Below are 12,499 nucleotides of genomic sequence, written 5' to 3' on the forward strand. Positions count from 1 at the left end.
CGGCATGGATATCGGAATGATTCGTGGCCTGGGCACCGTCGTGGTGATGGTGGCCTTTATCGGCCTGGCGCTGTGGGTGTTCAGCCCACGGCGCAAATCGGAATTCGACGACGCGACCATGCTGCCTTTTGCGGATGACCCGGAAGCCATCAAGCACGTCGAGCAAGCGTCTAGGAGTAACAAAGAATGACTACGTTCTGGAGCCTGTACGTCACAGTCCTCAGTCTGGGTACCATCTTCGCCCTGACCTGGCTGCTGCTGTCGACCCGCAAGGGCCAGCGCGCCGAACAGACGGACGAGACCGTCGGCCACTCGTTCGACGGCATCGAGGAATACGACAACCCGCTGCCCAAATGGTGGTTCATGCTGTTCGTCGGCACCATCATCTTCGCCCTCGGCTACCTGGCGCTGTACCCTGGCCTGGGCAACTGGAAAGGCCTGCTGCCGGGTTACAACTACCTCGACAACGACAAGCAAACCGCGTTCGCCAACGGCCAGACCGGCTGGACCGGCGTGCACGAATGGGAAAAGGAAATGGCCAGGTCGGAGGCCAGGTTCGGGCCGATCTTCGCCAAATTCGCCTCGATGCCGATTGAAGAAGTCGCCAAGGACCCGCAAGCCCTGAAGATGGGCGGCCGTCTGTTCGCCTCCAACTGCTCGGTGTGCCACGGTTCCGACGCCAAGGGCGCCTACGGTTTTCCCAACCTGACCGATGCCGACTGGCGCTGGGGCGGCGACGCGGCGACCATCAAGCAAACCATCATGCAGGGCCGCCATGCGGTGATGCCAGGCTGGGCCGAAGTGATCGGCGAGCAAGGCGTGGCTGACGTAGCGGCGTTCGTGGTGACCAACCTCGACGGCCGCAAGCTGCCGGAAGGCGCCAAGGCCGACGTCGCCAACGGCGCAAAACTCTTCGCCGCCAACTGCGTGGCCTGCCACGGCCCGGCCGGTAAAGGCACCCCGGCCATGGGCGCACCGGACCTGACTCATCCGGGTGCGTTCATCTACGGTTCGAGCTTCGCCCAACTGCAGCAGACCATTCGCTATGGCCGCCAGGGCCAGATGCCAGCGCAGGAACAACTGCAGGGCAATGACAAGGTGCACTTGTTGGCGGCGTATGTTTACAGCTTGTCCCATGGGGATAAGAAGGCTGAGGAGCCATAACGAAAAGGTAGTGAAAAAGGCCCTATCAGCGAAAACTGACAGGGCCATTTTTGTTCATTGCACCTTGAGAGACAGTCATTTAGTTTGGACTTCGGCACTTTCATCGAGACTCAAACATGAACAATCCCCCAGAAAGCCCCCAGCAAAAAGATCCGAAAGAAGCGCTCAAGCCCAATCATTCAGACATTGTTGAAATGCTTCAAATGCCAGAAGAGCGCATCGAATTCAGCCCTGATCGCGCAACTATCGTCCATAGGCCGCTCCAGAACTGAACTCTTCCAGGCAGTGATTTCAGATAAAGAGTTACTGAACAGCATCAGGGCCCTCCACCCCACCGTAGCCGCAAAACCAACCATACTTCACAAGTCAATTGATCCAGATCACGTACACCATCAATTGATTTCCCCCAACGCGACCAAAGGTCGCACCCTTCACGCACCACCGGGGGCGTATCATTAGGCCACTGCAACATCCTTAATTTGACCCCGGTTGGCACGTACTGGCCGAGGCAAATCTCCACCGCCGTGGGATGCAATGATGAGCAACCAGATACCGGTACACGACGTTACCCCGCCTGCCAAAACCGTCGATCTCTATGCGTCACGAGAGAAAATCTACACTCGCGCCTTCACCGGGCTGTTCCGCAATCTGCGCATGCTCGGCGGTGCCGGCCTGTTCCTGCTGTACTTCGGCACGGTGTGGCTGAACTGGGGCGGCCACCAGGCGGTGTGGTGGAACCTGCCGGAGCGTAAGTTCTTTATTTTTGGCGCAACCTTCTGGCCTCAGGATTTCATCCTGCTGTCGGGCATCCTCATCGTCGCGGCGTTTGGCCTGTTCTTCATCACGGTTTACGCCGGCCGCGTCTGGTGCGGCTATACCTGCCCGCAAAGCGTGTGGACGTGGATCTTCATGTGGTGCGAAAAGGTTACCGAAGGCGATCGCAACCAGCGCATCAAGCTGGACAAGGCGCCCATGGGCGTCAGCAAATTTCTGCGCAAATTCAGCAAGCACACGCTGTGGCTGCTGATCGGTTTTGTCACCGGCCTGACCTTTGTCGGCTACTTCTCGCCAATCCGCGAACTGGTATTGGACTTTTTCACCGGCCAGGCCGACGGCTGGTCGTATTTCTGGGTGGGTTTCTTCACCCTCGCCACCTACGGCAACGCCGGCTGGCTACGCGAACAGGTGTGCATCTACATGTGCCCCTATGCGCGGTTCCAGAGCGTGATGTTCGACAAGGACACGCTGATCGTTTCCTACGACCCACGCCGTGGCGAAGTGCGTGGCCCGCGCAAGAAGGGGGTCGACTACAAGGCCCAGGGCCTGGGCGATTGCATCGACTGCACGATGTGCGTGCAGGTGTGCCCCACCGGCATCGACATCCGCGACGGCCTGCAGATCGAGTGCATCGGCTGCGCTGCCTGCATCGACGCCTGCGACAACATCATGGACAAGATGGAGTACCCACGCGGCCTGATCAGCTACACCACCGAGCACAATCTGTCCGGACAGAAAACCCACAAGTTGCGCCCGCGCCTGATCGGTTACGCCTTGGTGTTGCTGGCGATGATCAGCCTGCTGGTGGCCGCGTTCTTCATGCGTTCGCTGGTGGGCTTCGACGTGAGCAAGGACCGCGTGCTGTACCGCGAAAACGCCGAAGGGCGCATCGAAAACGTCTACAGCCTGAAAATCATGAACAAGGATCAGCGCGACCACACCTACGTGCTCGACGCTGCCGGCCTGCCCGACCTCAAGCTGCAAGGCCGACGCGAAATCAAGGTGGCCGCCGGCGACATCGTCAGCATGCCGGTAGAATTGTCGAGTGCGCCCGAGCAGTTGCCGTCAAGCACCAACGAGGTAACGTTCATCCTTGAGGACGCCGACGACAACAGCGTCCGCATTGAAGCCAAGAGCCGATTCATCGGCCCACAAGTCCGTTAGACAGGGAACACGAGAATGCCCGTAACCACTGCCGCAAGCCCCTGGTACAAGCACCTCTGGCCCTGGATCATCATCGCGATCCTCGCCTGCTCAGTGACCCTGACCTTGTCCATGGTGACCATCGCGGTGAACCACCCGGACAACCTGGTCAACGACAACTATTACGAGGCCGGCAAAGGCATCAACCGCTCCCTGGACCGCGAACGCCTGGCCCAGACCCTGCAACTGCGCGGCAAGCTGCACCTGGACGCGCTGACCGGAGAAGTCGAGCTGCACCTCACCGGCTACAGCAACCCGAACACCCTGGAGCTGAACCTGATCTCCCCGACCCAGCCGGCGAAGGATCGCAAGATCAACCTGACCCGCAGCGCCAGCGAACCGGGCCGCTACATCGGCCAGGTCACCGACAAGGTCGAAGGGCGCCGCTTCGTGGAACTGCTCGGCGTGGAAGGCGACAAGACCTGGCGCCTGTTCGAAGAAGAAGAGGTCAGCCACGACACAGACTTGTTGCTCGGCGATGAGCCGTTGCAGGGTGCCGAAGACCTGAAAAGTAACTGATCATTCCCACGCTCCGCGTGGGAATGCAGCCCGTGGCGCTCAGCGCCATAAAAGCGGACGCAGAGCGTCCAGCGAGGCGTTACCACGCAGAGCGTGGGAACGATCTGAGATCCCGAACCATGATCACCCCCTGCTACCACTGCGCCCTGCCCGTCCCCTCCGGCAGCCGGTTCACCACACAAATCCTCGGCGAGCGCCGCGAACTGTGCTGCCCGGGTTGCCAGGCGGTGGCGGAGGCGATTGTGGCAGGCGGGCTGGAAAGCTATTACCGGCACCGCAGCGAAGCCTCGGCCAACCCCGAAGCGCTGCCGGTGCAGCTTATCGATGAATTGGCTCTGTACGATCGCGCCGATGTGCAAAAGCCTTTCGTACGCCACACCGGCGAATTCGCCGAAGCCACCCTGCTGATGGAAGGCATCAGCTGCGCGGCCTGTGGCTGGTTGATCGAGAAACACCTGCGCAGCCTGCCCGCTGTGGCCGAGGCGCGGCTGAACCTGTCCAACCACCGGCTGCACGTGCGCTGGGCCGACGGGCAGCTGCCGTTGAGCCAGGTGCTCAGTGAACTGCGCCATATCGGCTATGCCGCCCATCCCTATCAAGCGGACCGTGCCGCCGAACAACTGGCCGGCGAGAATCGCCTGGCCCTGCGCCAACTGGGCGTTGCCGGGTTACTGTGGTTCCAGGCCATGATGGCGACCATGGCCACCTGGCCTGAATTCAATATCGACCTCAGCCCCGAGTTGCATGTCATCCTGCGCTGGGTCGCGATGTTTTTGACCACCCCCATCGTGTTCTACAGCTGTGCGCCGTTTTTCAAAGGGGCGCTGCGCGACCTGCGCACCCGCCACCTGACCATGGACGTGTCGGTGTCCCTGGCCATTGGCGGGGCTTATCTGGCGGGCATCTGGACCGCGATCACCGGCGTGGGCGAGTTGTACTTCGATGCGGTCGGCATGTTCGCGCTGTTCCTGCTGGCCGGCCGCTACCTGGAGCGACGTGCCCGCGAACGCACGGCCGCCGCCACCGCGCAGTTGGTCAACCTGCTGCCCGCCTCGTGCCTGCGCTTGACCGCGGACGGGCAGAGCGAACGCATCCTGCTCGGCGAACTGACCTTGGATGATCGGGTGCTGGTCCACCCTGGCGCGGTGTTGCCAGCGGATGGCGTGATTCTCGAAGGCCAATCCAGCGTCGACGAATCCCTGCTTACCGGCGAATACCTGCCGCAGCCCCGGCAGGTCGGCGATGCCGTCACCGCCGGCACGCTCAACGTCGAAGGCGCGCTGACCGTCCAAGTGCGTGCCTTGGGCCACGACACACGCCTGTCTGCCATCGTGCGCCTGCTGGAGCGTGCCCAGGCCGAAAAACCGCGCCTGGCGCAAATCGCCGACCGCGCCGCACAGTGGTTTCTGCTGGGCTCCCTGCTGGCGGCTGCGGTAATCGGCCTGGTGTGGTGGGAGCTCGATGCCTCCAGGGCGTTCTGGATTGTATTGGCCATGTTGGTAGCGACCTGCCCGTGCGCGCTGTCCCTGGCCACCCCCACCGCACTCACCGCCGCCACCGGTACGCTGCACACCCTTGGCTTGCTGCTGACCCGTGGCCATGTGCTGGAAGGGCTCAACCAGATCGACACGGTGATTTTCGACAAGACCGGCACGCTCACCGAAGGACGCCTGGCGTTGAGGGCCATCCGGCCCCTGGGCGAGCTGGACAGCGAGCAGTGCCTGGGCCTCGCCGCCGCGCTGGAAAACCGCTCCGAACACCCGATTGCCCGCGCCTTCGGCCGTGCCCCCCTGGCTGCCGATGACGTTTTGAGCAGCCCCGGCCTGGGCCTGGAAGGCCGCGTGGGCGAACGCCTGATGCGCATTGGCCAAGCCGCTTTTGTCTGTGAACTCAGTGGCGCCCCCATCCCAACTTCACCAGACGAAGCCGGACAATGGCTGCTGTTGGGTGATCAACGCGGCGCGCTCGCCTGGTTCGTGCTCGACGACCGCCTGCGCAGCGATGCGCCAGCCCTGCTTGCCGCGTGCAAGGCGCGCGGCTGGCGCACGCTGCTGCTGTCAGGGGACAGCTCGCCGATGGTCGCCAGTGTCGCGTCTGAGCTGGGCATCGATGAAGCCCACGGCGGCCTGCGCCCCGACGACAAGCTGCAAGTGCTGCAACGCCTGCACCGGGAAGGCCGCAAGGTGCTGATGCTCGGCGACGGTGTCAACGATGTGCCGGTCCTGGCCGCTGCGGATATCAGCGTGGCGATGGGTTCGGCCACCGACCTGGCAAAAACCAGCGCCGACGCGGTGCTGTTGTCCAACCGCCTGGAGGCGTTGGTGCAGGCTTTTACCTTGGCGCGACGCACACGCCGGGTGATCATCGAAAACCTGCTGTGGGCCGGGCTGTACAATGGCCTGATGCTGCCGTTCGCGGCCCTGGGGTGGATCACCCCCATCTGGGCGGCCATCGGCATGTCCCTCAGCTCGTTGACGGTGGTGCTCAATGCCCTGCGCCTGACGCGCCTGCCCAGCGTGCCGGCCGCCAGTGCCCCCTTGATAAACCGCCCGCTGCCGGCTTGAGCCGCGCGGGCATGGAGTGCAGATGCCAGCTCTATACGTGATGATTCCGGCGGCGCTGCTGTTAGTGGGCGTGGCCATCTACATTTTCTTCTGGGCCGTGGACAGCGGCCAGTACGAAGACCTCGACGGCCCGGCCCACAGCGTGCTGTTCGACGACCAGGACCCGAATCACCTGGCCGCTGTCGACGAAGCCAACCGCACCGAGCAACCGCCCAAAGAGCCGCCCCATGCTTGAGCTGGCGCCTTTGCTGGTTTCTGCGCTGATCCTCGGCCTGCTCGGCGGTGGGCATTGCCTGGGCATGTGCGGCGGCTTGATGGGGGCGCTGACCCTGGCCATTCCCCCGGAGCAGCGCAGCCGAAGGTTTCGCCTGCTGCTGGCCTACAACCTGGGGCGCATCCTCAGTTATGCCGCGGCGGGGTTGCTGATCGGCCTCGCCGGCTGGGCCGTGGCCAACAGCCCGGGGGCGATGTTCCTGCGCGTGCTCGCAGGGTTGCTGCTGATCAGCATGGGCCTGTACCTGGCGGGTTGGTGGAGCGGCCTGACCCGAGTCGAACGCCTCGGTCGCGGCCTGTGGCGGCATATCCAGCCGGTTGCCAACCGCTTGCTGCCGGTCTCAAGCCTGCCTCGCGCGCTACTGCTGGGCGCGCTGTGGGGCTGGTTGCCGTGCGGGTTGGTCTACAGCACCCTGCTATGGGCCGCCAGCCAGGGCAATGCACTGGACAGCGCGTTGCTGATGCTGGCGTTCGGCCTAGGCACCTGGCCGGTGTTGCTGGCGACCGGGCTGGCCGCCGAACGTGTCACCGCGCTATTGCGCAAGCGCAGCGTGCGCATGGCCGGTGGTGTGCTGGTGGTGTTGTTCGGCCTCTGGACCTTGCCTGGGCCGCACCAGCACTGGCTGATGGGGCACTGACACGCCTGTGGCATAGCGCCGCTCCCCGTTGATGCAAATCAACATGCCCTCCCCACCCTGCCCCTAGACTCGGCCGACTAGCCAATCCGGGGGACCGCGCCCATGCTCGACGCCATTCGTTGGGACACAGATCTGATTCACCGCTACGACCTGGCGGGGCCGCGCTACACGTCCTACCCCACCGCCGTACAATTCGACAGCCAGGTCGGCTCCTTCGACCTGCTCCATGCGCTACGCGACAGTCGCAAGGCCGTACGGCCGTTGTCGCTGTATGTGCACGTGCCGTTCTGCGCCAACATTTGCTACTACTGCGCCTGCAACAAGGTGATCACCAAGGACCGTGGTCGCGCCCAGGCCTATCTGCAACGCCTGATGCAAGAGATCCAGCAGGTGGCCTGCCACCTCGACCCGAAACAGCCGGTGGAGCAACTGCATCTGGGGGGCGGCACGCCGACCTTTCTCAGCCATGACGAGCTGCGCCAGGTGATGACCCACCTGCGCCAGCACTTCAATCTGCTGGAGGACGATTCGGGCGACTACGGCATCGAGATCGACCCTCGCGAAGCCGATTGGGCAACCATGGGCCTGCTCCGTGAACTGGGCTTCAACCGCGTCAGCGTCGGCCTGCAAGACCTCGACCCCGAGGTGCAACGGGCGGTCAATCGCCTGCAGAGCCTGGAAGAAACCCGCGCGGTGATCGACGCGGCGCGTACCCTGCAATTTCGCTCGATCAATATCGACCTGATCTACGGCCTGCCCAAGCAGTCGCCACTCAATTTTGCGCGCACCGTGGAGGAAGTCATCGGCCTGCAACCGGACCGCCTGTCGGTGTTCAACTACGCGCATTTGCCGGAACGCTTCATGCCGCAGCGGCGGATCCATACCGAAGACCTGCCCTCGCCGGCAGAAAAATTACTGATGCTGCAAACCACCATCGAGCAGTTGACCCAGGCGGGTTATCGCTACATCGGCATGGATCATTTTGCGCTGCCGGATGACGAACTGGCCATCGCCCAGGAAGAAGGCACGCTGCAACGCAATTTCCAGGGCTACACCACGCACGGGCATTGCGATTTGATTGGGCTGGGGGTTTCAGCGATCAGCCAGATCGGCGACCTGTATTGCCAGAACAGCAGCGACCTCAACCAGTACCAGAACGCCTTGGCCGGTGCGCAACTGGCCACCAGTCGCGGCCTGATCTGTACCACCGACGACCGTCTGCGGCGGGACGTGATCCAGCAGTTGATCTGCCATTTCAGCCTGGAATTCGCGGGCATCGAGCAGAGGTTCAATATCGATTTTCGCGGCTATTTCGACGAGCTGTGGCCGCAGTTACAGATAATGGCCGCGGACGGCCTGATCGAGCTGGATGCCCGGGGCATCCGCGTGCTGCCGGCCGGGCGCCTGCTGGTGCGCTCGGTGTGCATGGTGTTCGATGCATACCTCGAGCACCAGAACCGGCAGCGGTTCTCGCGGGTGATTTGATTACATCGACAGCGAGGCGGCTTTCATCGAGTCCTCGGCGCTCATGCCCTTCATCGACTTGGCCAGCGATGTCTGAGCGGACATCAGGCCCGCCTGCAGCGAACTGATCTCGCTCTGCAGCGCGCTGGTACGGGCGCGAGCCTCTTCAGGAGAAAGGTTATTGGCAGCGGCTACCGCCGCCAGCTCGGCTTGTTTTTCGGCGATCTGCTGCTTCAACTGGCGGATCATTTTCAGGACCTGCTTGGTGCTGTCGTCCAAGCCACTGTCATCGATGTCCGAATTGCTGCTCTTGGCCGCCCCTGCAGCCTGGAAGGCAGCAGCGGAAATAGTCACAGTCACACCTTCAACCACTTTGGTCTGCGTGGTTTTTTCAATCGCCGGGGCTTTTTCGTCGGCCTCGTTCGAAGCCTTTTCATCAGGCACAAACGGGACGCGGACAGCAGGGTTGTAGGCACTGATAACAGACATGATCCGAGCTCCGTCTAATGGATGTGCCCCTGTATCGACCTCAAGCGCAGAATCTTTATACCGCCAACGGTTTCTCATTGAAGCTGGCCTCGTCGCCCCCCGGTGCGTTACCCTTACGTCTTATGTGTGTTTTCCCACAAGGATTTAAGAAATGTCCGAGCCAGTTAAACAGCGCGCTCACGGGCAGGCCCACTGCAAGGATTGCAGCCTGGCCCCCCTCTGCCTGCCACTTTCATTGAATCTGGAAGACATGGATGCGCTGGACGACATCGTTAAACGCGGCCGCCCACTGAAAAAAGGCGAGTTTCTGTTTCGCCAGGGCGACAAGTTCGACTCGGTCTACGCAGTACGCTCAGGGGCGTTGAAGACGTTCAGCCTCAGCGATGGTGGCGAAGAGCAAATCACCGGTTTCCACTTGCCCAGCGAACTGGTCGGGCTGTCGGGGATGGACACTGAGATTCATCCGGTGTCGGCCCAGGCGTTGGAGACTACGTCGGTGTGTGAAATCCCCTTCGAGCGCCTGGATGAATTGGCCTTGCAACTGCCGCAATTGCGCCGTCAGTTAATGCGCGTGATGAGCCGCGAGATTCGTGACGATCAACAGATGATGCTGCTGTTGTCGAAAAAAACCGCCGACGAGCGCATCGCGACGTTCCTGGTCAACCTGTCGGCGCGTTTCCGCGCCCGCGGGTTTTCGGCCAACCAGTTCCGCCTGAGCATGTCGCGCAATGAAATCGGCAATTACCTGGGCCTCGCGGTGGAAACCGTGTCCCGCGTATTTACCCGCTTCCAGCAAAATGCGCTGATTGCCGCCGAGGGCAAGGAAGTGCATATCCTCGACCCCATCCAGCTGTGCGCGCTGGCCGGCGGTTCCCTGGAAATGTGATCCAGGGCCTGCGGCCAAGCGAACCCGCGAGGCCGCAGGTATACTTCGAGTCCGTTTTCCGCCCAGGACTCTTCGACGATGACTTTCGATTCGTTCGACATCAAATCCCTGATCCGCCCCGTCATCGACTTCCCCAAGCCTGGGGTAATCTTCCGTGACATCACGCCATTGTTCCAATCACCCCGTGCCCTGCGCCTGGTCGCCGACAGCTTTGCCCAACGCTATGTCGAAGCCGATTTCAGCCATATCGGCGCGATGGATGCGCGCGGTTTCCTGATCGGCTCGATCATCGCCTACCAGCTCAACAAGCCACTGATCCTGTTCCGCAAGCAAGGCAAGCTGCCGGCCGACGTCCTGGCTGAGGGTTACCAGACCGAATATGGCGAAGCCTTCCTTGAAGTGCATGCCGACAGCCTGTGCGAAGGTGACTCGGTGCTGATGTTCGATGACTTGATCGCCACGGGCGGCACCCTGATTGCTGCGGCGAACCTGGTGCGGCGCATGGGCGCAAAAATATTTGAAGCCGCGGCGATCATCGATTTGCCGGAGCTGGGTGGGTCGCAGCGCTTGGAAGACATGGGCATCCCGACGTTTTGCCTGACGCAGTTTGCCCTGACCGAGCGATAAGTAGTGCCCTGACAGGCCCTCCCACACTGTGTTCACCAATCAAACTGTGGGAGGGGGCTTGCTCCCGATGGCGATATGTCAGTCAACAGATTCATTGGCTGATACACCGCTATCGGGAGCAAGCCCCCTCCCACATCTGGTGTTTGCAGTGGTCGTTAGAGGGCGATCGGCTTACGACCGGCGAAGGAGTGCGCCAAGGTGCCGCCGTCGACCAGTTCAAGTTCGCCACCCAGGGGCACACCATGGGCGATACGCGAGGTGATCAACCCTTTGTTGCTCAGCAATTGGGCGATGTAATGCGCCGTGGCTTCGCCCTCCACCGTCGGGTTGGTCGCCAGGATGATTTCGCTGAAGGTGCCCTGCTCTTCAATCCGCGCCATCAGTTGCGGGATGCCGATGGCTTCCGGCCCCAGGCCATCGAGCGGCGACAAATGGCCTTTGAGCACGAAATAACGCCCGCGGTAACCGGTTTGCTCCACCGCGTACACATCCATCGGCCCTTCCACTACGCACAGCAGCGTGTCGTCGCGACGTGGGTCGGCGCATTGCGGGCAGAGTTCTTCTTCGGTCAGGGTGCGGCATTGGCGACAGTGGCCTACGCCTTCCATGGCCTGGCTCAAGGCCTGGGCCAAACGGGTGCCGCCGCTGCGATCGCGCTCCAGCAATTGCAGCGCCATACGCTGGGCGGTTTTCTGGCCGACGCCCGGCAAGGTACGCAGGGCGTCGATCAGTTGGCGAATCAGGGGGCTGAAGCTCATGGGCGAAGGGTCCGACAAAACAACGAGACGCGGTTTATACCCGCGCCTCGGATTAGCGTCAAATGCTCAATCCTGTGCGACGCGCACCACCAACTTGCCGAAGTTGCGTCCCTCGAGCAAACCGATAAAGGCTTCAGGTGCCTGCTCCAGGCCGTCGACCACGTCTTCGCGGAACTTGATCTTGCCATCGCGCACCCAAGGCGCCATGGCGCTCAGGAACTCGGGTTGACGATCACCGTAGTCGTCAAACACGATAAAGCCCTGAATGCGCACCCGCTTGGTCAGCAAGGTGCGTTGCAGCGCCGGCAGGCGATCCGGGCCGCTTGGCGCTTCATGGGCGTTATACCCGGCGATCAGCCCGCAGAGCGGAATCCGCGCCTTGGGGTTGAGCAGCGGCAGCACGGCATCGAACACCTTGCCACCGACGTTTTCATAGTAGATGTCCACGCCGCTGGAACAGGCCTGCGCCAGCTCGTTGGCAAAATCTGCGCCCTTGTGGTCGATACAGGCATCAAAGCCCAGCTCATCCACCACGTAGCGGCACTTGTCCGCACCGCCAGCAACCCCCACTACGCGCAAACCCTTGAGCTTGGCGACCTGGCCCACCACCGAGCCCACCGCACCGGAGGCAGCCGCCACGACCAGGGTTTCACCGGCCTTGGGCTGGCCGATGTCCATCAGGCCCATGTAGGCAGTCATGCCTGGCATGCCCAGCACACCCAGGGCCATCGACGGGCTCGCCAAGCCATTGGGCACCGGCATCAGGTTGCGACCATCGCTGATGCTGTGGCTTTGCCAGCCGGTGGAGCCCACGACCAGGTCGCCCACTTCGAATTTCGGATGACGTGACTGCTCGACACGGCTGACAGCGCCACCGGTCATCACCTCGTCGATTTCCACCGGCGCGGCGTAGGACGGCGCGTCGCTCATGCGTCCGCGCATGTAGGGGTCCAGGGACAGGTAGAGCGTCTTGAGCAGCACCTGGCCATCCTCCAGCTCTGGCAGTGTTACCCGTTCGAGGCGGAAATTTTCCGGGGTCGGCGCGCCTTGAGGGCGTGAAACCAGGACGATGCGTTGGTTGAGCGTCGGTTCTTGAGGCATCAGGGGCTCCTTAGCGAATGCATGCGTATAGGGTGC

Annotated in this window: 14 protein-coding genes; 11 read left to right on the top strand and 3 right to left on the bottom strand. The window is 62.2% G+C overall.

Going from position 1 to position 12,499, the window contains the following annotated elements:
- Positions 1-4 precede the first annotated feature (4 nt).
- The 9 genes from C4J85_RS19595 to hemN all read left to right on the top strand — a co-directional run bounded on the left by C4J85_RS19595 (position 5) and on the right by hemN (position 8,623).
- Positions 5-190 (top strand): CcoQ/FixQ family Cbb3-type cytochrome c oxidase assembly chaperone, encoded by a 186-nt coding sequence (locus C4J85_RS19595; RefSeq protein ID WP_003193169.1) that lies wholly within the window; start codon positions 5-7, stop codon positions 188-190.
- Positions 187-1,164 carry a cytochrome-c oxidase, cbb3-type subunit III gene (gene ccoP, locus C4J85_RS19600; RefSeq protein ID WP_124410525.1) on the top strand — a complete coding sequence of 326 codons (978 nt, stop codon included), beginning with the start codon at positions 187-189 and terminating at the stop codon, positions 1,162-1,164. Before C4J85_RS19595 ends, ccoP begins: the two co-directional genes overlap by 4 nt.
- A gap of 116 nt (positions 1,165-1,280) precedes the next feature.
- Positions 1,281-1,436, top strand: coding sequence for a hypothetical protein (locus C4J85_RS27540; protein ID WP_164487729.1), 156 nt, complete (start codon positions 1,281-1,283; stop codon positions 1,434-1,436).
- Between the two features lie 265 nt (positions 1,437-1,701).
- On the top strand, positions 1,702-3,105 hold the full coding sequence (gene ccoG, locus C4J85_RS19605) for a cytochrome c oxidase accessory protein CcoG (RefSeq protein WP_124363889.1): 1,404 nt from the start codon (positions 1,702-1,704) through the stop codon (positions 3,103-3,105).
- A gap of 15 nt (positions 3,106-3,120) precedes the next feature.
- On the top strand, positions 3,121-3,663 hold the full coding sequence (locus tag C4J85_RS19610) for a FixH family protein (RefSeq protein ID WP_124410526.1): 543 nt from the start codon (positions 3,121-3,123) through the stop codon (positions 3,661-3,663).
- A 119-nt stretch (positions 3,664-3,782) separates the two neighbouring features.
- Positions 3,783-6,227 (top strand): heavy metal translocating P-type ATPase, encoded by a 2,445-nt coding sequence (locus C4J85_RS19615; RefSeq protein WP_124407880.1) that lies wholly within the window; start codon positions 3,783-3,785, stop codon positions 6,225-6,227.
- A gap of 22 nt (positions 6,228-6,249) precedes the next feature.
- Entirely contained in the window at positions 6,250-6,462 is a 213-nt protein-coding gene (ccoS, locus tag C4J85_RS19620) for a cbb3-type cytochrome oxidase assembly protein CcoS (RefSeq protein ID WP_124367928.1), read from the top strand.
- On the top strand, positions 6,455-7,138 hold the full coding sequence (locus C4J85_RS19625; RefSeq protein ID WP_124407881.1) for a sulfite exporter TauE/SafE family protein: 684 nt from the start codon (positions 6,455-6,457) through the stop codon (positions 7,136-7,138). Before ccoS ends, C4J85_RS19625 begins: the two co-directional genes overlap by 8 nt.
- Positions 7,139-7,240: 102 nt before the next feature.
- Positions 7,241-8,623 (top strand): oxygen-independent coproporphyrinogen III oxidase, encoded by a 1,383-nt coding sequence (hemN, locus tag C4J85_RS19630; RefSeq protein WP_124367930.1) that lies wholly within the window; start codon positions 7,241-7,243, stop codon positions 8,621-8,623.
- Here the strand turns inward: hemN and C4J85_RS19635 are convergent, their stop codons facing one another.
- A complete protein-coding gene (locus tag C4J85_RS19635) occupies positions 8,624-9,091 on the bottom strand; it encodes a hypothetical protein (protein ID WP_124410527.1) in 468 nt (155 codons plus the stop codon).
- Positions 9,092-9,242: 151 nt separating this feature from the next.
- Between C4J85_RS19635 and fnr the strand changes: the two genes are divergently transcribed.
- Both fnr and C4J85_RS19645 read left to right on the top strand, forming a co-directional pair.
- Positions 9,243-9,977 (top strand): fumarate/nitrate reduction transcriptional regulator Fnr, encoded by a 735-nt coding sequence (gene fnr, locus C4J85_RS19640; protein ID WP_124363895.1) that lies wholly within the window; start codon positions 9,243-9,245, stop codon positions 9,975-9,977.
- A gap of 78 nt (positions 9,978-10,055) precedes the next feature.
- A complete protein-coding gene (locus tag C4J85_RS19645) occupies positions 10,056-10,604 on the top strand; it encodes an adenine phosphoribosyltransferase (protein ID WP_124363896.1) in 549 nt (182 codons plus the stop codon).
- A gap of 155 nt (positions 10,605-10,759) precedes the next feature.
- Here the strand turns inward: C4J85_RS19645 and recR are convergent, their stop codons facing one another.
- On the bottom strand, positions 10,760-11,362 hold the full coding sequence (recR, locus tag C4J85_RS19650) for a recombination mediator RecR (RefSeq protein WP_124410528.1): 603 nt from the start codon (positions 11,360-11,362) through the stop codon (positions 10,760-10,762).
- Between the two features lie 66 nt (positions 11,363-11,428).
- The gene (locus tag C4J85_RS19655) at positions 11,429-12,463 is read right to left on the bottom strand and encodes an NADP-dependent oxidoreductase (RefSeq protein WP_124367932.1); all 1,035 of its coding nucleotides are present in this window, start codon (positions 12,461-12,463) and stop codon (positions 11,429-11,431) included.
- Positions 12,464-12,499 lie beyond the last annotated feature (36 nt).

Origin of the sequence: Pseudomonas sp. R4-34-07 (assembly GCF_003852375.1) — a bacterium.
In the GTDB taxonomy this organism is placed as follows: domain Bacteria; phylum Pseudomonadota; class Gammaproteobacteria; order Pseudomonadales; family Pseudomonadaceae; genus Aquipseudomonas.

What these genes read in the sequence shown, in the direction of transcription:
- C4J85_RS19625 (WP_124407881.1), top strand. Translation starts at nt 6,455, where the DNA reads ATGCTTGAGCTGGCGCCTTTGCTGGTTTCTGCGCTGATCCTCGGCCTG.
- ccoG (WP_124363889.1), top strand. Translation starts at nt 1,702, where the DNA reads ATGAGCAACCAGATACCGGTACACGACGTTACCCCGCCTGCCAAAACC.
- ccoP (WP_124410525.1), top strand. Translation starts at nt 187, where the DNA reads ATGACTACGTTCTGGAGCCTGTACGTCACAGTCCTCAGTCTGGGTACC.
- C4J85_RS19615 (WP_124407880.1), top strand. Translation starts at nt 3,783, where the DNA reads ATGATCACCCCCTGCTACCACTGCGCCCTGCCCGTCCCCTCCGGCAGC.
- C4J85_RS19595 (WP_003193169.1), top strand. Translation starts at nt 5, where the DNA reads ATGGATATCGGAATGATTCGTGGCCTGGGCACCGTCGTGGTGATGGTG.
- C4J85_RS19655 (WP_124367932.1), bottom strand. Translation starts at nt 12,463, where the DNA reads ATGCCTCAAGAACCGACGCTCAACCAACGCATCGTCCTGGTTTCACGC.
- hemN (WP_124367930.1), top strand. Translation starts at nt 7,241, where the DNA reads ATGCTCGACGCCATTCGTTGGGACACAGATCTGATTCACCGCTACGAC.
- C4J85_RS19610 (WP_124410526.1), top strand. Translation starts at nt 3,121, where the DNA reads ATGCCCGTAACCACTGCCGCAAGCCCCTGGTACAAGCACCTCTGGCCC.
- ccoS (WP_124367928.1), top strand. Translation starts at nt 6,250, where the DNA reads ATGCCAGCTCTATACGTGATGATTCCGGCGGCGCTGCTGTTAGTGGGC.
- fnr (WP_124363895.1), top strand. Translation starts at nt 9,243, where the DNA reads ATGTCCGAGCCAGTTAAACAGCGCGCTCACGGGCAGGCCCACTGCAAG.
- C4J85_RS19645 (WP_124363896.1), top strand. Translation starts at nt 10,056, where the DNA reads ATGACTTTCGATTCGTTCGACATCAAATCCCTGATCCGCCCCGTCATC.
- C4J85_RS19635 (WP_124410527.1), bottom strand. Translation starts at nt 9,091, where the DNA reads ATGTCTGTTATCAGTGCCTACAACCCTGCTGTCCGCGTCCCGTTTGTG.
- recR (WP_124410528.1), bottom strand. Translation starts at nt 11,362, where the DNA reads ATGAGCTTCAGCCCCCTGATTCGCCAACTGATCGACGCCCTGCGTACC.
- C4J85_RS27540 (WP_164487729.1), top strand. Translation starts at nt 1,281, where the DNA reads ATGAACAATCCCCCAGAAAGCCCCCAGCAAAAAGATCCGAAAGAAGCG.